Annotated in this window: 16 protein-coding genes; 8 read left to right on the top strand and 8 right to left on the bottom strand. The window is 63.7% G+C overall.

Annotated elements, in window-relative coordinates; all coding sequences use genetic code 11:
• Window positions 1-63 precede the first annotated feature (63 nt).
• From AC6R19_RS07095 to mpaA, 7 genes are all read right to left on the bottom strand, one after another.
• Complete coding sequence (locus AC6R19_RS07095; protein WP_500579095.1) at window positions 64-495, bottom strand: DoxX family protein; 432 nt, start codon at window positions 493-495, stop codon at window positions 64-66.
• A gap of 127 nt (window positions 496-622) precedes the next feature.
• Window positions 623-874, bottom strand: coding sequence for a Rieske (2Fe-2S) protein (locus AC6R19_RS07090; RefSeq protein ID WP_500579094.1), 252 nt, complete (start codon window positions 872-874; stop codon window positions 623-625).
• Window positions 871-2,538 (bottom strand): dihydrodipicolinate synthase family protein, encoded by a 1,668-nt coding sequence (locus AC6R19_RS07085; RefSeq protein ID WP_500579093.1) that lies wholly within the window; start codon window positions 2,536-2,538, stop codon window positions 871-873. The genes AC6R19_RS07090 and AC6R19_RS07085 overlap by 4 nt, the downstream gene beginning before the upstream one ends.
• Window positions 2,495-3,043 carry a DUF6190 family protein gene (locus tag AC6R19_RS07080; RefSeq protein WP_500579092.1) on the bottom strand — a complete coding sequence of 183 codons (549 nt, stop codon included), beginning with the start codon at window positions 3,041-3,043 and terminating at the stop codon, window positions 2,495-2,497. The genes AC6R19_RS07085 and AC6R19_RS07080 overlap by 44 nt, the downstream gene beginning before the upstream one ends.
• Window positions 3,036-4,238, bottom strand: a complete 1,203-nt coding sequence (locus AC6R19_RS07075) for an aminotransferase class I/II-fold pyridoxal phosphate-dependent enzyme (RefSeq protein WP_500579091.1) — start codon at window positions 4,236-4,238, stop codon at window positions 3,036-3,038. The genes AC6R19_RS07080 and AC6R19_RS07075 overlap by 8 nt, the downstream gene beginning before the upstream one ends.
• Window positions 4,239-4,501: 263 nt before the next feature.
• Entirely contained in the window at window positions 4,502-6,145 is a 1,644-nt protein-coding gene (locus tag AC6R19_RS07070; RefSeq protein ID WP_500579090.1) for a multicopper oxidase family protein, read from the bottom strand.
• Between the two features lie 316 nt (window positions 6,146-6,461).
• Window positions 6,462-7,196: a murein tripeptide amidase MpaA gene (mpaA, locus tag AC6R19_RS07065; RefSeq protein ID WP_500579089.1), complete on the bottom strand. Its 735-nt coding sequence runs from the start codon at window positions 7,194-7,196 to the stop codon at window positions 6,462-6,464.
• A gap of 171 nt (window positions 7,197-7,367) precedes the next feature.
• Here mpaA and AC6R19_RS07060 point away from each other — a divergent pair, with 171 nt between their 5' ends.
• The 8 genes from AC6R19_RS07060 (at window position 7,368) to acpS (ending at window position 14,912) form a co-directional block, all read left to right on the top strand.
• The gene (locus AC6R19_RS07060) at window positions 7,368-8,762 is read left to right on the top strand and encodes a DegQ family serine endoprotease (protein ID WP_500579088.1); all 1,395 of its coding nucleotides are present in this window, start codon (window positions 7,368-7,370) and stop codon (window positions 8,760-8,762) included.
• Between the two features lie 158 nt (window positions 8,763-8,920).
• Window positions 8,921-10,726, top strand: coding sequence for a translation elongation factor 4 (gene lepA, locus AC6R19_RS07055; protein WP_500579087.1), 1,806 nt, complete (start codon window positions 8,921-8,923; stop codon window positions 10,724-10,726).
• A 50-nt stretch (window positions 10,727-10,776) separates the two neighbouring features.
• Window positions 10,777-11,538: a signal peptidase I gene (lepB, locus tag AC6R19_RS07050; RefSeq protein ID WP_500579086.1), complete on the top strand. Its 762-nt coding sequence runs from the start codon at window positions 10,777-10,779 to the stop codon at window positions 11,536-11,538.
• A gap of 45 nt (window positions 11,539-11,583) precedes the next feature.
• Complete coding sequence (locus tag AC6R19_RS07045) at window positions 11,584-12,024, top strand: DUF4845 domain-containing protein (protein ID WP_500579085.1); 441 nt, start codon at window positions 11,584-11,586, stop codon at window positions 12,022-12,024.
• A complete protein-coding gene (gene rnc / locus AC6R19_RS07040) occupies window positions 12,017-12,733 on the top strand; it encodes a ribonuclease III (RefSeq protein ID WP_500579084.1) in 717 nt (238 codons plus the stop codon). The genes AC6R19_RS07045 and rnc overlap by 8 nt, the downstream gene beginning before the upstream one ends.
• Window positions 12,730-13,719, top strand: a complete 990-nt coding sequence (era, locus tag AC6R19_RS07035; protein WP_500579083.1) for a GTPase Era — start codon at window positions 12,730-12,732, stop codon at window positions 13,717-13,719. Before rnc ends, era begins: the two co-directional genes overlap by 4 nt.
• A gap of 22 nt (window positions 13,720-13,741) precedes the next feature.
• The gene (recO, locus tag AC6R19_RS07030; protein WP_500579082.1) at window positions 13,742-14,491 is read left to right on the top strand and encodes a DNA repair protein RecO; all 750 of its coding nucleotides are present in this window, start codon (window positions 13,742-13,744) and stop codon (window positions 14,489-14,491) included.
• Complete coding sequence (gene acpS / locus AC6R19_RS07025; RefSeq protein ID WP_500579081.1) at window positions 14,481-14,912, top strand: holo-ACP synthase; 432 nt, start codon at window positions 14,481-14,483, stop codon at window positions 14,910-14,912. Before recO ends, acpS begins: the two co-directional genes overlap by 11 nt.
• Before the next feature lie 26 nt (window positions 14,913-14,938).
• On the opposite strand, the gene AC6R19_RS07020 is transcribed toward acpS, so the two are convergent.
• Window positions 14,939-17,875 (bottom strand): response regulator, encoded by a 2,937-nt coding sequence (locus tag AC6R19_RS07020; RefSeq protein ID WP_500579080.1) that lies wholly within the window; start codon window positions 17,873-17,875, stop codon window positions 14,939-14,941.
• Between the last annotated feature and the right edge of the window lie 133 nt (window positions 17,876-18,008).

Below are 18,008 nucleotides of genomic sequence, written 5' to 3'. Positions count from 1 at the left end.
CATCTCACTCCGGCATTGCCAACCCCTGTGAACTCCGAAACTTGGGTATTAATTAAGTGGTGGTTAGGCCAGCTTCAGGCTGTGTTTTTCACCGGGAACGAAAACCAGTGAGCCGGCGCCTATCAGTGCCACCACACCGGACATGGCGGCGAGGAACAGCGGGTATTCCCAGCCGCCGTTTTCCGCGGTAAACAGCCAGCCGTTGGACCAGTGGGCCCAGGTGGCGCCCAGCAGGACCGGAATCATCGCCAGCGCCACAGTCCTGACCTTGTAGCCCAGGATCAACAGGATGCCGCCGACCGCCTCCAGCAGGAACACTACGTAGGCCAGCCAGGCCGGCAGGCCGATGGAAGTGAAGAACTGGGCCGTGCCGCCCAGGGTGTAGACCACCAGTTTCAGGTAGAGGCTGTGGGCGATCAGCACTATGCCCAGGGATACCCGCAGCAGCAGGGCCCCGTAATTCAGGAATTGGTCCTGTTTGGATAGTTGGTCCATCTAAAGTCTCCTTGGTTTGTTGCTCGGGTGACAAATGTATGGCGATCAGTTTAGCGCCGCAGTCACCTCCGGGGGATTCCAAAAAGTTGCAAGGGCGGCTTGCGGAAAATTGCCGGCTTGCCTGTCACTACTCACTGGCCTCCGCAATTTTTTTCTCCACGGCCAGTCGCCCGCATGCGGGCCCGCCCAGCTGCTCGCCGGTCTCCAGGTCGAAAACCGAGTGGTGCAGCGGACAGGTAACGGTCTTGCGCTGCGGGTTGACGTGGCCGTAGTCCAGTCGCCCGCCCCGGTGCGGGCAGTAGCGGGGCAGGCAGTACTCCTCGCCATCCAGGCGCACCGTGAAGCTGCCCTCTTCGCGAAAGTCGTCCGTCTCCGTCATTGCGCTACCTCCTCCAGTGCTTCTTCCACCGCGACAGCGCAGTACCGGCGCGCCTTGCGCACAGCATTCTCGAAGGCGTCTGCGGTCACGGCACTGGCCAACTGGGCGCCAGCCCAGGCCTTGGCGGCGTTGAGGGTGCCGGTGGCATCCATGGCCCGCAGCAGGCGCTGCCCCTCCTGCGCGTGGAAGGCGTCGATATGCTGGTGCTCGCTGTAGTAGTGGTGCGCCGAAATGCCCAGGCGCGTGCAGGCCTGTACATAGCACTCGAAGAAAGCGGGAATCGCCGTTTCCAGATAGGTGATGGCGCCGGCGAAATAGGAGGGATCGTCGGCGCGCTGTGCCAGCCAGAAGAACAGATTGACAAAGGCGAAACTGGTCGGCTCCAGTTGCTCGAAGTAGGCGTCGGGCTCGGTGGGCATCTCCAGTTCCTGCAGCAGCCGGATATACAGGCTGGTGTGGGCCCGCCTGGGATTGCCGGCCCCGAACTCGTCGATCATGATGCGCAGCATCGGCATCTGTGCCTCGAACGCCAGACGTGGCAGCACATAGTAGAAAGACTGCGCCTCGGTCAACCCGTCCACCGCGAACTCCTGCACCAGGATGCGGAATTCCTCCCGCGACATCCGGTTGGCCACATAGTCGGCGCTGTCCGGTATTTCCCGCTGCTCGCTGTCGATCAGTTCGGCCAGTTTGCCCCGCAGGGTGGGCAGGTCGCCGGCGGATTCCGGCGGCAGCCTGTCGAGATAGCCTTGGATCCATCGCTGCTCGAAGGCGAGTAACGCCGGGTCCGTGCCCAGGGGGTCCTGGATACGTGCGCGGTTGTACAGGTAGAGCTGTTTCTGTCCGGGCACTTCGCCACGATCATCGCCACCCCCGCTCTCTGTTGCGCAGAGGGCGGAGGAGATGACGCCGCGGGCCCTGAGTTCCCGCTTCACGTGGCGGTACCAGTCCTCGGCGAAGAGGTTGTAGGTCTCGCTCAATCGGTCTATTTCCTCCTGCACTGCGGGCCCCGGGGCGATCAGGGCGGTGCGGCAGAGGGCGGCTTCCAGGTTGGCCAGGGACACCACGTTGCCGTCGGCGGCCAGTCCGCCCGCCAGGCGATTCTCCCAGCCGATGTAGTAGGCCAGGCCGCGGGCCCGCAGCTCGTCGACCTGGGCCGGGCAGCGCTCCCCCTCGGGGGAGTCCTTGATGCCCAGCACCCGCGGCAGTTCGGCGATGGCCAGCAGCGTGTCGAAGGCAGTCTCGTTGCCGGACAGGGCCGACTCATTGTAGATGTAGATCTCGAGCTTGCTGGCCTCGTGGACCCGCCGGTAGTGGGCGAATATCTCCTCCTGGCTGACGTCGGCGCCGAAGGGGGAAGTGATCATTACCGCGCTCACGCCCAACTGCTCGGCGCGGGCGACATATTCCAGCACCTCGTCGGTGCTGGGCCGTTCTACGCCGGCGATCACTTTCCTATCGCCGGCCTCCTCCAGGGTGTAGCGCACCATCGCCTCCCACTGGGAGGCGCTGAGCCTCCAGCCCTCGCCGGATGTCAGCGCCGGGATGTAACCGGCAGCCAGATGGCGGGATTGCGCCAGCAGGCGACAGACGCTCTGCCGGCAGACGGTACCGCTGTGATCAAGCGGGGTGATCAAGGGGATGAAGATACCTTGTCTCGACATTTTCCCAGTCCTTGTCCGTGTGTATGTAGACCTTCGATGATTGGTAGAGCGCTTCCAGTGCCGGCGGGAACAGCAGCGACTCGCTCAGCGTTGAGAAGTCGCCCAGCCGCGGCCGCAGAAATGGCAGGGTGCGCAGTTCGGGGTCATGGGTGAACAGCGTCCAGTCGTTGCACAGTACCTGTGCCGCCAGCAGCGCCCGGTCCGGGCGCAGGCCGCGCAGGCGCGAGTCGCCTGAGGCCAGCGCCAGTACGCGCGGGCAATAGCCCTCGCGCAGTATCTGCATGTCGCTGTGCAGCCTGTCCATAAACGGGTAGTAGTCGTCCTGCACCTGGCGGGACTGCTTCCAGATGACCGCGTCGCAGATGCCAACCTGCTCGAAGTTCATGCGCACCTGCCGGCCGTAGTGGCTGCGGAAGAACGCCAGGGACTTGTGCCGCAGCGCCTTGTCCCTGTGGTGCATGCCGAGAAATACACCGGCGTCGATCACGGGAATTTCTTCAGTCACGGTAGGCCTCCAGCGCGCCCCGCATCGCGTCCATGGTCTGGGCAAAGATTTCCGGCTTGCGCGCCAGAGCGATGCGGATATAACGCTGGCCCCGCTCCGGGTTGTGCCAGTAAAAATATTTGCCCGGCAGCACATAGATGTGCTTTTGCTGCAGGTAGGCCTGCAGTTCGTCGGCGGAGATTTCGGGGTCTTCGATACGGAACCAGGCCACGCTCGTTTTCACCATCGGCTCGCAGTAGCTGAGCAGGCCGCCGTCCAGCTTCACCCTGGCCAGGGCGCGGTTGGTTTCCAGCAGGTCCCGCACCGAGGCGAAGCCGTCCGCGCCGCTGTCCTGCACATAGCGGGTGACCAGGTTGAGGATAAAGGGCGAGACATTCAGCAGCACACTGGTGAGGATGTTGTAAATATCCTCGTTGAGATCGCGGCTGGCCATGATGGTCGCGCACTTGGCGTCCTGCAGCGGCCAGGTCTTGCCGGTGTCCTCCATGGCGATATAGCGGATGCCGGCGTCCTCGAGAATGGCGTAGACATCGCAGCGCTCCTGGCCCGAGGCGAGCATAAAGGCGGCGAAACAGAGGTCCAGGACCAGCAGCTTGTCGTGGTCCTTGCAGAAACGCACCACCTCCAGGAAGGGAGCCGGCCCCTCGGCGAAGAGGCTGAATCCGGTGGGATTGTTGGGGTCCACCAGCACTACCGCATCCAGCTCCGAGGCCTGCTCCACCAACCTGTCGTAGATGGCGGCAGTGTCCCGGAACAGGGATTCATCCAGCGGCGACATGGGCACTTCCATGTGTTTCATCAGGTCGTGCAGGTTGTCGAAACAGGGCTCGATCAGGCCGACGCTCATGCGCTGCTTACGCAGGTAGGTGGCGGTGATGTGCATGGCGATGGAGGCCGCGTACACCAGGTAGATTTCGTCCCGGCGCTGCAGCGCCGTGTGCTGGCCGTGGAAACCGTAGAAGGTCTCGATGAATTCCTGTTCGCTCTGGTACTGGGTTTGGTTTTCCGCCTGGTACCAGAGGTCGGGCAGGCTGGCGACTATCTCGCGCTGGCTCGGGCTCTGGCTCTGGTGGGTGTGGGCATCCGCCAGGTTGAAGCGCGTCTTCAGCGCCTCGATTTCGTGCTGGGTGATGTCTTCCTTACGCGTTACCACTTTCGGGGCTGTCTCACGGGACAGGTCGATAAACATGGACATGGCGTCCTCCTTGGTGACGAAGGTCGCCGCGCCAGGGACAGGCCGCGGCGGAGTTAATGAAAAGTTTGGCCCACTCGCTCCTTGCCAGTAAGAGAGGCCAGGGCGGCCCCGCTGCCAGTGGCCGTTTGCTCAACAACCTCATCGGGCAGTTTCCAGCCGCGGGCGTTTCTCACAAACGGCCCCGGCATCGGAGCCTTCGCATCTGACACTGGCATTCTTCTCCGGGCTCTGAGGCGCGAGTAGTTACGTCTTTTTATTTTTTGTCAGGGTTCGATGACGACTTTTTCCATCATGCCGTGGTCTTCGTGATCGAGAATATGGCAGTGGGTGACGAAGGCGCCGGCGTAGTCCGCGTAGCGCATGCGCGCCTCGATCAGGGTGTCCGCCGGGTTCAGTGGGTCGAACTGCGGCACATTGATGGTGTCCTTCCAGTAGCGGTCGACGATGTTGCCGCTGTCGTCCCGCTCTATGACTTCGAAGGGATTGACGTGGATGTGGAAGGGGTGGTGGGAGAAGACCGAGGACAGGTACCAGGTCTGCGCCTCTCCCAGTTTCAGCAGCCGCGGCTGGCTCGGATCGTAGGGCTTGCCGTTGATCAGGCCCACCCAGGGATCGACGCTGATATCGATATCGAACTCCACCAACTGCGGCTCCGCTGCCAGTTCACTGTCGGCGACGGACTCGGGGCGCTGGAGTGCGGCCAACTGTTCGTTGGCTGGCAACCACATGGGGCGCGGCCGGCCGCCGACAACCACGCGCGCGAGAATGCTCTGCGCCCGATCGTCGAGCAGCAGCGGTGCATCGAGCCGTTGGCTGTCGCAGTAGCCGGCCGGTAACTCGGGGGCCGCCTGCGGGTCGAGGGTGTCGACCAGGTAGTAGACGCCGGGACGGAAGGCGCGCACGGCGATATCGCTACGGTAGCCGGGGGCGAGAAAAACACCGCGGTCCCCGGCCAGGCGTTTGCTCCGGAAGGGGATGCCGTCCGCCGCCAGCTGCACCAGCGGTACTGCGGGGCCGTTGCAGGCCGGCACCAGGCGCAGGTTGAGCAACTTGCGCACGCCGGCGTGCACCAGGCGCCACAGTTCCATTTCCCCGGGCTGGATGCGGATCTCCGGCATCACCGCGCCGTTCAGAGAGATATGCCAGCCGCGCTCCGTGGCCTGGTCATCCCAGGCGGTGGGGGCAAAGGTCTGGTTGTTTTCGATGCGGCCGTTTTCGTCGAAGGCGATTTCCTGGAACAGGATTGTGCGCTGGTCGGCGCTACGCAATCGCGGGATGCTGTCGTAGTCCCCCTCGACGATCAGGGCTCCGGCCATACCGCTGCCCACCTGCACCGAAGAGGCACCGTGCATATGGGCGTGGTACCAGAAGGTGCCGGCGGCGTGGTCCTCGGGGATGTGGATTTCGTAGTCGAAGGCCTCACCGGAGGCGAGCTTGATAAAGACATTGTCGCCGCGGCCGGTGGGGTCCACATGCAGGCCGTGGGTATGCAGGTTGGTGGTGTTGAAGTTGTGCGGTACATTGTGCTCGCAGTGCCCGTCTGCGTTGCAGTGAGGCGGGTGTGCCTCTGCCGGCAACTGGTTGACCAGGCGGATTCTCAATGTGTCGCCGGGGCGCGCCACCAGTGTCGGGCCCATCTGCGCACCATTGTAACTGCGCAGTTGCAGCTGTTTTGTCACCGCCTCGCCGTTGCGAAAGGTAGTGAAGCTGTGGCTGGCGTAGGCGGCGATAAGCTCCGCGCGCAGCTCCCCGGTATCGGGGCTGGAGCGGATCACCGGTGCCTGGGGCAGCCGCGGGTGCTGGTAATTGACGGGATCCGCCGGGGAAAAATTGGCGGGCGCGGTGGTTTCGATAAAATCGATGGCCGACAACAGCTCGGCTCGGTAGTCCGAAATGGGGCTTCCCATCTGGGTCGCACTCGCCTGTGCCGACAGCCAAAAAAGTAGACCCCCGACCCCCCATATCATTTTGCAGTGAAAGCTCACTGGTTCCTCCTGAACTGAATTTTTAATTATTTAGCGGCAGTGGAGCTGATGCCCTCTGCACTTCCGGTTGCCATTGGTAAAATGTCCGCCCCAAAAATGGAGCGTCAGTCCCATAAATGAATTTTATTGATGATCTATTCTTAATGGCCGGGCTATTTTGCGGAATTAAATTATTAAAAACATGACAAGCCGCTTTTGAAATTTGCAAATGCCGCTTGCAGATTTTGAAATGATGGATTTATCGGGCGGGGTGGGATTCGCCGAGCAGCCTTATCAGTGTGTCCAGGTAATCCTCACTGGCGGCGTCGGCGGAGACGGGGGGGAGTTCCACCGTAATACAGGGTAGCCTGCGCTCGGCACACCAGGTGCCGAAAGAGCCGGGAGTCAGGTAACCCACATCTGTCACCAGTGGCAGCTGCAGGCTCTGGGACAGCCATTGCCCCAGGGCGCTGCCGTCGGGGTCCTCGATACAGGCCAGGGGCTCGTGGATGGATACCGCCCATGCCGGCTGCAGTTGCTCGATCAGCTGGCACAGGGCGTGGGTTTCGGCTTCAGAACCTGCGCCGCTGCCGGTACCGAGGCGCACGTCGCGCTCCTCCGCCTCGCTGTTCCAGCGGTAGACGGTACCGCTCCCGTCCCAGTCGGCGGTGGCGAAATTGCGGTTCAGGTCCACGCCGCGGGCATTGGCCCTGAGCCCCAGCTGGCAGCCGTCCGGGTTGACGGCGAGTATCACGTGATGGCACAAGAGTTCCGGCGGCAGCGAGCGCAGCGCGCAGGACAGCGCCACTACGGCGGCCACCTCGTCACCGTGGGTGCCGGCCATCACAAGTCCATGACCGCTACCGCTCAGGCCGTGCCCGGTGCCGCTCTGGGCCGGGAAATAGAAGAGGGGTGCCCCCAGCTCGGATTGCCCGTACTGTATGCGGGGGTGGCTGAAGTGGCCGCGTTCGGTGCGGGGGCGCAGTGTGGACATGGCGGCCCTTTACACTGTTTTACACAGATGAGAGAACTTTTGTGGCCAAAACGCCACTAAGAACTATCTTGATTGTCCCCGTCGCCGCCCCTATCTCTGGGGTGGGACCCCGGCGGGGGATGAATAACCACTGATTGCATAGTAGAAGGGATCATTAGGGGTAACAAATTTATGGTTACACGCTGTACGCAGTTTTTGTTGGCTCTGTGTCTTTTGATATCGGCGGCTGCCTGTGCCCGGGGGTTGCCGGAACTCACCGACCTGATAGAACAGAATTCCCCGGCGGTTGTGAAAATCAACACGGTGGAGCGCAACCATGTGGCCCGCGGCGGCCAGCCGCCCCAGTACCAGCAGGAAATCCCGGATATTTTCCGCCACCTGCTGGAGCCGCGCCGTCGCCAGCAGCGCCCGGTCGCCAGCATGGGTTCCGGCTTCATCATCTCCGAGGATGGCTATGTGGTCACCAACAACCATGTGGTGGACGGTGCCGACGAGGTGGTGGTGACCCTGACCGACCGCCGCGAATACGAGGCCAAAGTGATAGGCACCGACACCCGCTCCGACCTGGCGCTGCTGAAGATCGACGCCGAGGACCTGCCGGCGATCCGCTGGGGCGATTCGGAGGAATTGAAGGTCGGTGAATGGGTGGTGGCCATCGGCTCGCCCTTCGGCCTCGACTATTCCGCCAGTGCCGGTATCGTCAGCGCCATGGGCCGCAGCATCCCCAACGAGAGTCGCGAGAACTATGTACCCTTCATCCAGACGGATGTGGCCATCAATCCGGGCAACTCCGGCGGCCCGCTGTTCAACCTGGACGGTGAGGTGGTCGGCATCAACTCGCAGATTTACACCCGCAGCGGCGGCTCCATCGGCCTGTCCTTCGCCATTCCAGCGAGCCTGGCCCGCGATGTGGTGGCCCAACTGAAGGAGAAGGGCCGGGTGGACCGCGGCTGGCTGGGCGTCGGCATCCAGGATGTGGACCGCAACCTTGCCAAGGCCATGGGCCTCGGCAAGCCCAGTGGCGCCCTGGTGGCGCAAGTTGAGGCCGGCGCGCCGGCGGCCCAGGCGGGCATCAAGGTGGGGGATATCATCACCCGCTTCGACGGCGACAAGATCATGGTTTCCGGCGATCTGCCCCACGTGGTCGGCCGGACCCGTCCCGGCAGCGAAGTGGCAGTGGACCTGATGCGCGAGGGCAAGCACAAGACGGTACGCGTGACCGTGGGTGCCCTGCCCGGCGAGGAGGGTGAGCAGCAGGCGGAGGCCGCCCCGACCACCGACGTCGGCGGGCGCCTGGGCCTGGTCGTCGACGAGATTCCCGATACGCTCAAGCAGCGCTGGGGCGTGGATTCCGGGGTTCTGGTCAAGCAGGTGGTGCCCGGCAAGCCCGGTGCCAAGGCGGGCCTGCGCAGCGGCGACATCATCGCCCAACTGGGCTTCGACGAGGTGGCCGACCTGAAGGACTACGGCAAGGTGGTCGAGGAGCTGCCCGCCGACGAACTGCTGCCGATCCGCTTCTTCCGCGCCGGCCAGCCTACCTTCCGCACCATCCAGATTGATGAGTGATCAGTGGTGAGTGGTCGGTGATCAGTGGTTAGTGGTCGGTGGCGGCTTCACTCGCCACTACCCACTAACCACTCACCACTCACTCTGATAGACTTGCGCCACACAGCCGGCACGTCTGCCGGCTAACGAGTTGATTTTCAAAGGATTTCATCCCTCACGTGGCCACAGATCTCTCCCATATCCGCAATTTCTCCATTATTGCCCATATCGACCACGGCAAATCCACCCTGGCAGACCGCTTTATCCAGGTCTGCGGCGGCCTGTCCGACCGCGAGATGGCCGAGCAGGTGCTGGACAGCATGGACCTGGAGCGGGAGCGCGGTATCACCATCAAGGCCCAGAGCGTGACCCTGGACTACACCGCGCGCGACGGGAAGACCTACCAGCTGAACTTCATCGACACTCCCGGTCACGTGGACTTCTCCTACGAGGTGTCCCGCTCCCTGGCCGCCTGCGAGGGCGCGCTGCTGGTGGTGGACGCGGCCCAGGGCGTGGAGGCCCAATCGGTGGCCAATTGCTACACCGCGATAGAGCAGGGCCTGGAGGTGATCCCGGTCCTGAACAAGATGGACCTGCCCCAGGCGGATCCGGACAAGGTGGCGGAGGAGATCGAGGACATCATCGGCATAGACGCCACCGAGGCCACCCGCTGCAGCGCCAAGTCCGGCCTGGGAGTCGAGGATGTGCTGGAGGACCTGGTGCGCCTGGTGCCGCCCCCCCAAGGCGACGTGGACGCGCCGCTGCAGGCGCTGATCATCGACTCCTGGTTCGACAGCTACCTGGGCGTGGTGTCCCTGGTGCGGGTGGTGCAGGGCACCCTGCGCAACAAGGACAAGATAGTGACCAAATCCATCGGCCGTCCCCATGTGGTGGACAGCGTCGGTGTGTTTACCCCCAAGCGCAAGGAAACAGGTGTACTGCGCGCCGGCGAGGTGGGCTTCGTGGTGGCCGGTATCAAGGACATCCACGGCGCCCCGGTGGGCGATACCCTGACCCACGCCAAGGGCATGGAGGAGGTGGCCATGCTGCCGGGCTTCCAGAAGGTGAAGCCGCAGGTCTACGCCGGCCTCTTCCCGGTCAGCTCCGACGACTACGAGGCCTTCCGCGATGCCCTGGACAAGCTGTCCCTGAACGACGCCTCGCTGTTCTTCGAGCCGGAGACCTCCGACGCCCTGGGCTTCGGTTTCCGCTGCGGCTTCCTCGGGATGCTGCACATGGAGATCATCCAGGAGCGCCTGGAGCGGGAGTACGACCTGGACCTGATCACCACCGCGCCCACCGTGGTGTACGAGGTGGAGATGAACGATGGGACAGTGGTCTCGGTGGACAACCCGTCGCGCCTGCCGGACCCGGGCAGCATTGCGGAGATGCGCGAGCCCGTCGCCGAGGTCAATATACTGGTGCCGCAGGAGTACCTGGGCAACGTCATCACCCTGTGCGTGGAGAAACGCGGAATCCAGAAAGACATGCAGTATGTGGGCAGCCAGGTATCGCTGCGCTACGAACTGCCGATGAGCGAAGTGGTGATGGACTTCTTCGACCGCCTCAAATCCGTGAGTCGCGGCTTCGCCTCGCTGGATTACAGTTTTGTGCGCTTCGACCCGGCAAAACTGGTGCGCCTGGATATCCTGATCAACGGCGACCGGGTGGACGCCCTGGCCCTGATCGTGCACCGCGAGAACGCCCAGCAGAAGGGCCGCGCCATGGCGGAGAAAATGAAAGAACTGATTCCGCGGCAGATGTTCGATGTGGCCATCCAGGCCGCCATCGGCGGCCAGGTGGTAGCGCGCACCACGGTCAAGGCGCTGCGCAAGAACGTCACCGCCAAGTGTTACGGTGGCGACGTGACGCGCAAGAAAAAACTGCTGGAAAAACAGAAGGCGGGCAAACGCCGCATGAAACAGCTGGGCCGCGTGGAGGTGCCGCAGGAGGCCTTCCTCGCCGTATTGAAAGTGGACCAATAGGGCGCCCGTGCGCCCTGCGGATGGTCTTGAGGGACAACAGAGAATAGTGAATGGATATTAATTTCCCCCTGATTCTGCTCTGGCTGGTGATCATCACCGGCGGTATCTGGCTGGTCGACAGCCTGTTTTTCGCACGCCGGCGCCGGCAAAAAGCCGGTGCGGAAGAGCCGGTAATGGTGGAGTACGCCAAGTCCTTCTTCCCGGTACTGGCGATCGTCTTCGTGCTGCGCTCCTTTATCGTCGAGCCCTTCCAGATCCCGTCCGCCTCCATGGTGCCGACCCTGCAGGTGGGGGACTTTATCCTGGTGAACAAGTACGCCTACGGCCTGCGCCTGCCGGTGTCGCGCACCAAGGTGGTGGATATCGGCGAGCCGAAGCGCGGCGACGTGATGGTGTTCTTCCCGCCGCACATGAACGACACCTACTTCATCAAGCGGGTGATAGGCCTGCCCGGCGATAAAATCGAGCTGAAAAACAATGTGCTCTATATCAACGGCGAGCGCGCCCCGCAGGAACTGATCCAGGTGCTGCCGCCGGCCAGCCCGCAGGTGGAAGTGATGTGGGAGGAAATCTACGGTCGCCGCCACCTGATGGCGAGAGACATAGCGCCGAGCCGCTACAGCAACTTCAGTGCCACAGTGCCCGAGGGCCACTACTTTATGATGGGCGACAACCGCGACAACAGCCTCGACAGTCGTGCCTGGGGCTTTGTGCCCGAGCAGGACGTGGTCGGCAAGGCCTTCGCCATCTGGATGCACTGGGACAAACTGCTGAGCCTGCCCAGCTTCAAGCGCGTGGGCACCATCGAGTAACCGCAATCGAATCAATTACAGCAATAACTATCGAGGGCAAAGACCATGGGTGGGCAACTCCATTCTTCTCTCATCCGCCAGCGGGGCATGAGCTACTGGGGCTGGATGCTGATTGTGGCAGTATTCGGCTTCATCCTGACCTGCGTGTCCAAGATGGGGCCGGCCTATATCGATGCCTATTATGTGGATGAGGGCCTGCGCAACCTGGCGGAGAATCCCGGCCTGCGCGACATGTCCCGCGGGGATATCAAGAAAGAACTGGACCGCTTCTTCCTGATCAACAATGTGCGCGGTGAGCCCACCGAGGCGGTGCAGGTCATCCGCGGCGCCGACAGCGTACTGGTGAGCGTCGACTACGAACTGCGCCAGCCGCTGATCCACAACATCGACGTGGTCATGAAGTTCGACAAGCAGCTCAACACCGCCAAGCCGGAACTCTGCTGCGAACCGCTGGTAGACCTGGAGCAATTCCGCAAACGTGACTGACATTTCCCTGGAGCGCCTGTGCCGGCGCCTCGGCCACAGTTTTGAGCGCCGGGACCTGCTGGAACTGGCGCTGACCCACCGCTCCCACGGCAGCCGCAACAACGAGCGGCTGGAATTCCTCGGCGACTCCATACTCGGCTTCACCATAGGCGCCGCCCTGTTCGAACAGTTCCCCCAGGGCAGGGAGGGGCAGTTGAGCCGCCTGCGCGCGCAGCTGGTCAGCGGCGAGACGCTGGCCAAACTGGCACGGGAGATGGAACTGGGCGACTGCCTGCGCCTCGGCGAGGGCGAGATGAAAAGCGGCGGCTTCCGCCGCGCGTCGATTCTTGCCGATGCGGTGGAGGCCCTGATCGGCGCCATCTACCTGGACGCCGGCCTGGAGACCGCCCGCGAGCGGATTCTGGCCTGGTACGCCCCCAGGCTGCAGAACCTCTCCCTGGAGACCGCCAAGGATCCCAAGACCCGGCTGCAGGAGTGGCTGCAGGCGCGGGGTAAGCCACTGCCCCAATATAAAGTGGTGGATATCGCCGGCGTCGAGCACGCGCAGAAATTTATCGTGGAATGTAAAGTCAGCGGTCTGGGCCAGCCGGTGCGCGGCGAAGCGGCCAATCGCAGGGCGGCGGAGAAGGCAGCGGCCACTGAGGCCTATGAAAAACTGACGGGACTCGGGATTCGGGACTCGGGACTCGGGAAGGAGAACTCCAAATGAGCGAAAAGAGTGGGAAGACTTCCGGTGCCGGGTCGCGGGCAGGGGAGGGACGCGGGTCGCAAGATTCTGCCGCGTCCGAGTCCCGAGTCCCGAGTCCCGAGTCCCGCTGTGGCTATGTCGCCATCGTCGGCCGCCCCAATGTGGGCAAGTCCACCCTGCTGAATCATCTGCTGGGGCAGAAGCTGGCGATCACCTCGCGCAAGCCGCAGACCACCCGCCACAATATGCTCGGCATCAAGACTCAGGGGCCCAACCAGATCATCTTCGTGGACACCCCCGGCCTGCACGCCGACCAGGACAGGGCCATCAATCGCTATATGAACCGCGCCGCCGCCAGCGCCGCGCGCGACGTGGATGCGGTGGTGTTCGTGGTGGAGCGCACCCGCTGGACCGAGGGCGACCAGTTGGTGGCGGACAAGCTGCGAGGCATCAAATGCCCGCTAATCATCGCCGTCAACAAGGTGGACCAGTTGGAGGACAAGGGCGAACTGCTGCCGCAATTGCAGGCCCTGGCGGAAAGCCACCCCAAGGCGGAGATAGTACCCATCTCCGCCCTGCGCGGCATCAACCTGGACACACTGGAAAATGTGATACTGGAACACCTGCCCGAGGGCCAGCACTTCTTCCCCGAAGACCAGATCACCGACCGCAGCTCCCGCTTCCTCGCCGCGGAAATCGTGCGCGAAAAGATCATGCGCCAGCTGGGCGCCGAGGTGCCCTACCAGGTCACCGTGGAAGTGGAGGAGTTCGCCCAGGAAGGCAGTGTCCTGCATATCAGCGCCGCGATACTGGTGGAGCGCTCAGGTCAAAAGCGCATCATCATCGGCAACAAGGGCGAGCGCATCAAGCAGATCGGCAGCCAGGCGCGCCAGGACATGGAGCGGTTGTTCGACAGCAAGGTGATGCTCAACCTCTGGGTCAAGGTGAAATCCGGCTGGTCCGACGACGAGCGCGCCCTGCGCAGCCTCGGCTACCGGGACGAATAGACCGGATTTATTTTCCCTGGGTATGAAACAGCAGCCGCTACAGCCCGCCTACATACTTCACTCGCGCCCCTATCGCGACTCCAGCCTGATACTGGAACTGCTGACGCCGGAGTTCGGCCGCATCGGCTGCGTCGCCCGCGGCGCGCGGCGGGACAAGCAGCGGCGCGCCCAGTCGCTGCAGCCCTTCGCGCCGCTGCTGGTGAGCCTGCTGGGCCGCGGAGACCTAAAGACCCTGGGGCCGGTGGAAAACGCCGGCAGCGCCCTGTGGCTGAAGGGCAGGGCGGTCTATGCCGGCCTCTACGCCAATGAACTGCTGGTGCGGCTGCTGGCGGTGGGGGAGGCGCAGTACGAAATATTCGCCTGCTACCAGAAACTGCTGCAGGCCCTGGCGAAGCTGGATGGCAGCAGCGCCGAGCAACTGGAAGCGCCGTTGCGGCGTTTCGAATTGCAACTGCTGTACGAACTCGGCAGCTGTCCCCAGTTGAACTACTGCGCCCACAGCCAGGGCCCCGTGTCCGCCGATGGTCGCTACCGGCTGGAAAACGAAACCGGCTTCGTACCGGTCCTCCGCAGGGGCGTTGAGCGGACCGGTGAGTTCTCCGGCGCCGACCTGCTGGCGCTGGAGGAGGCGGTGCAGCGCGGCAGTATCGAGCGTGAACTGCTGGCAACCGCCAAGCGCCTGGCCCGCCTGTTGCTGGCACCGCTCCTGGGCGACAGGCCGCTCGCCAGCCGCGAACTTTTCAGACAGGTTTACAACAACAATGATCGTTAGTATCGGCACCGACATCTGCAGCCTGACCCGTATCGAATCCGCCTGGCGCCGTTTCGGCGACCGCTTTGTCGAGCGGGTGTTGTCGGCGGGGGAGCGGCAGGCTTTTTACGAACTGGCGATCCCGAACCGCGCCGCCTACCTGTGCAAGCGCTTTGCCGCCAAGGAGGCACTGGGCAAGGCGATGGGCACCGGAATCGGTGCCGGTATTTCCTGGCAGCATATCGAAGTGAGGCGCCGCAGGGGCGAGGCGCCGCAGGTGTTCCTGTCCGGCGAGGCCAAAGCGCGGGCGGAGGCGATGGGGGTGGGGAGAATCCATCTCAGCCTGTCGGACGAGAAGGACTTTGCGCTGGCGTTTGTGGTTTTTGAAAAAACGGGACTCGGGACTCGGGACTCGGGACTCGGGGGGCAGGATTCCAGCTGAGTGGGAGTTTGTCCGCTTTGCGGTGTTCAATCGCGGGCGAGAGGCTCGTCGATGGCGGGGGCTTTGCTCGCGTCCCCGAGTCCCGATACTCCGAACAGCGCGTCCAGATCCTGCTCCGAGGCCCACTCCCGCAGCGCGCGGATCTCCCGCGCTACCGCTTCCACACTCCTGTCGTTGATCTGCGCGGATTCCCGCTCCTGCAGCGGGCGGAGTTCCTCCTGCAGCCTCGAAGTGGCCCCGTGCAGCCGCGGCACGCCGCAATAGCAGCAGCCGCCGTGGAGGCGATGTACCAGTTCGAACAGGCCCCGGTGGTCGCCGGCGTTGTGCAGCCGGTTCAGTTCCTGCTCGTCGGATGCCAGCCCCTTGACCAGCATCTGCAGCATGTCCCGGGCCAGGCCGGCGTCGTTGTTGCTGAGGCTCAGGCTCTCGCCGATATCCACCAGGCGCGGGCTTTCGAACATTCCCTGCTCAGGTGCCGCCGGGGCCAGAATCTTCATCCAGCGCTTGATCATATGGGACAGCTGCGCCTCGCTGACCGGTTTGCTCAGGTAGTCGTCGAGGCCGGCGGAGAGGAGCCGCGCCTTTTCCTCGGCGCCGGCGTGGGCGGTCAGGGCGACAACCGGGATACGCCGGCCCGATGCCTGCTCTCCCGATTCTTTTTCACGGATGCGGCGGGTGGCCTCTATGCCATCCATGCCGGGCATCTGGATGTCCATGAAAATCAGGTCGAAACCCTGTTCCTGATCCCGGGCCTGCTGCCACAGCGCCAGGGCCTCCTGGCCACTGGCCGCAACCGTCACCTCAATGCCCTGGGCGCGCAGCAGCTCGCCCACCAGCAGCCGGTTGGCCTCGTGGTCGTCCACCGCCAGTACCCGCGGCGCCGCGGGCCAGGGCAGCGCCGGGTGGGCGCCGCTGGGGCGGCTCTGGCCCTGGCCCTGCTGGGGCGCCGCGCGCTTCAGCGCGCGCAGCAGATTGTCGCGGGTGACCGGCTTGCCGAGGAAGGTGAGCACGCGGGTGCGCAACTGCTCATAGCAGCGGCGCAGCTCTACCGGTGAACCCTGGAGGATGACCCGGCACTGGTAGGTGTCCACCAGTTGCTGGATGTTACTGATGAAGAGGTCGAACTCTCCATTGCCCGGGTCGCCGCCGGCGCTCGCGATGGCGGTGTCGATGATCACCGCATCCGGCAGCGCGTCGTGGCGCCACATCTGCTCGATCGCCGGCTGCAGCGTGTCGGTGTCTCCCAGTTCGATGGGTTCCACCTGCCAGTACTTCAGCATCTGCGCCACCTGCATACGCGTCATGCGGTTGGGATCGGCGATCAGCAGGCGGCAGCCGGGGAACTGGTCGCGCACCGGCAAGGAGCGGTTGCGCTCCAGCAACAGCGGCAGGTGAACCCAGAAGGTGCAGCCGCCGCCGGCGGCCTCGTCGATGCCAATGCTGCCGCGCATCCGCTCCACCAGACTGCGGGCAATGGCCAGGCCCAGGCCGCTCGAGCTGATCTGCTGGTTCTGCTGCCGGGTCTTGCCGCCGAGCAGCTGCTGCAGCTCGCGGCGGCCCTGTTCGTCGATCCGGTTGCCCAGGTCGGTGACGCTGATGCGCACCAGCAGCTCCGAATCCCTGCCGCTCTGCACGCTCATGCGCACCGGGATATTGCCGTCCTCGGAACTGCGCACGGCGTGGCCCACCAGGTTGGTCAGTATCTGCTTGATGCGCAGCGGGTCGCCCACCAGGGTGCCGGGCAACTGGGTGTCGATCAGTGGTACCAGCTCCAGCCGGTGCTCGTAGGCGAAGGGCGCCAGTATCTGCAGTGTCTCCTCCAGCAACTGGCCCAGGTTCATCGGGATATGGTCCAGCACCAGGTTGCCGGACTCTATGCGGGAGAAATCCAGGATGTCGTTGATGGTGGTGAGCAGGTTTTCCGACGAGCGCAGAATCGTCTGCAGGTAGTCCTGCTGCAGTTCGTCGATATCCGTCTTCAGCAGCAGGTTGGTGAAGCCGATGATGCCGTTTAGCGGGGTGCGTATCTCGTGGCTGGTGTTGGCGAGGAAGTCGGACTTGACCCGGCTCGCCTCCAGCGCCTTCTTGCGCGCCAGATCCAGTTCGATGTTCTGCTCCTCCATGCTGTCGAGGGACTGGCGCAGGTCCTCCATCGACTGCAGCAGGTTGGCTTTGTACTCCTGCTGGTAGCTGGACAGGTTCGCCGCCATCTCGTTGATCTGTCCCGCCAGGCGGTTCAGCTCCCGATTGTCGGTCTCCTCGGCGCGGCGGTGAAACTGGCCGCGACCTATTGCCTCGAGGGTGTGACCAAGGCGCGCCAGGCTGTGGGCAATGCGCTCGGACAGGAACACCGACCACACCAGCGCCGCCAGGGTGCAGATGATCAGCCCCAGCAGGCCGATCAGCACCACCTGGTAGGTGCCGACCAGGAAATAGGGGCGGTGCAGTTCTATGGCGATCCAGCAGTGCAGGGGCTGTCCCTTCAGGGGCTGCAGGACCTGCAGGCTCTCGTCACTCTCGAAGACAAAGGCCTCGCGCTCGCCCAGGTTTTCCGCGCTGATCGGAGTCCGCGGCCTGGGGCCGACTGAGGCCAGCAACCGCAGGCCGGTATCCGCATCCAGCGGCTTGCCCGGGGCGGCCTCGGTGGAATAGATCTGCACCGAGCGCACCATGTCCTTTTCCAGCATCAGGGTGAGCAGGCTTTGGTCCAGCCACTCCATGCGCAGTTCCAGGGGCTGGCCATCGGTGAGCTCTATCAGCTCCGCCAGCTGCTCGGCGCTGGCGCGGCCGTGGCTCAGCAGCAGCTGGCGGCGGTCGTGCATCTGCTGCAGGGTGAAGACCACTCCCAGCACCAGCGCCAGCACCAGCGCTGGCGCCAGGGTGAAGCGGAACAGGATCGCGCGCAGGGAGCGCAGGCGGGGCGGCGAATCCGGTGCCGGCTGGGGGAGCTTGGATACAGCCATGGCTAAGGGGTGCTTGATTGGTTTATTTTTGTCCGATTCTACGCCTCCAGCCAGGATATTGCACCGGGTCAGGGTGTAGTATCCCGGGCTCGGCAGAATATCGCACTAACGAATAGGTATATACCCGAGGTTC

The sequence above is a fragment of the Microbulbifer sp. SE14 genome (assembly GCF_059834885.1).
This window is presented reverse-complemented; position numbering and strand designations above follow the sequence as displayed.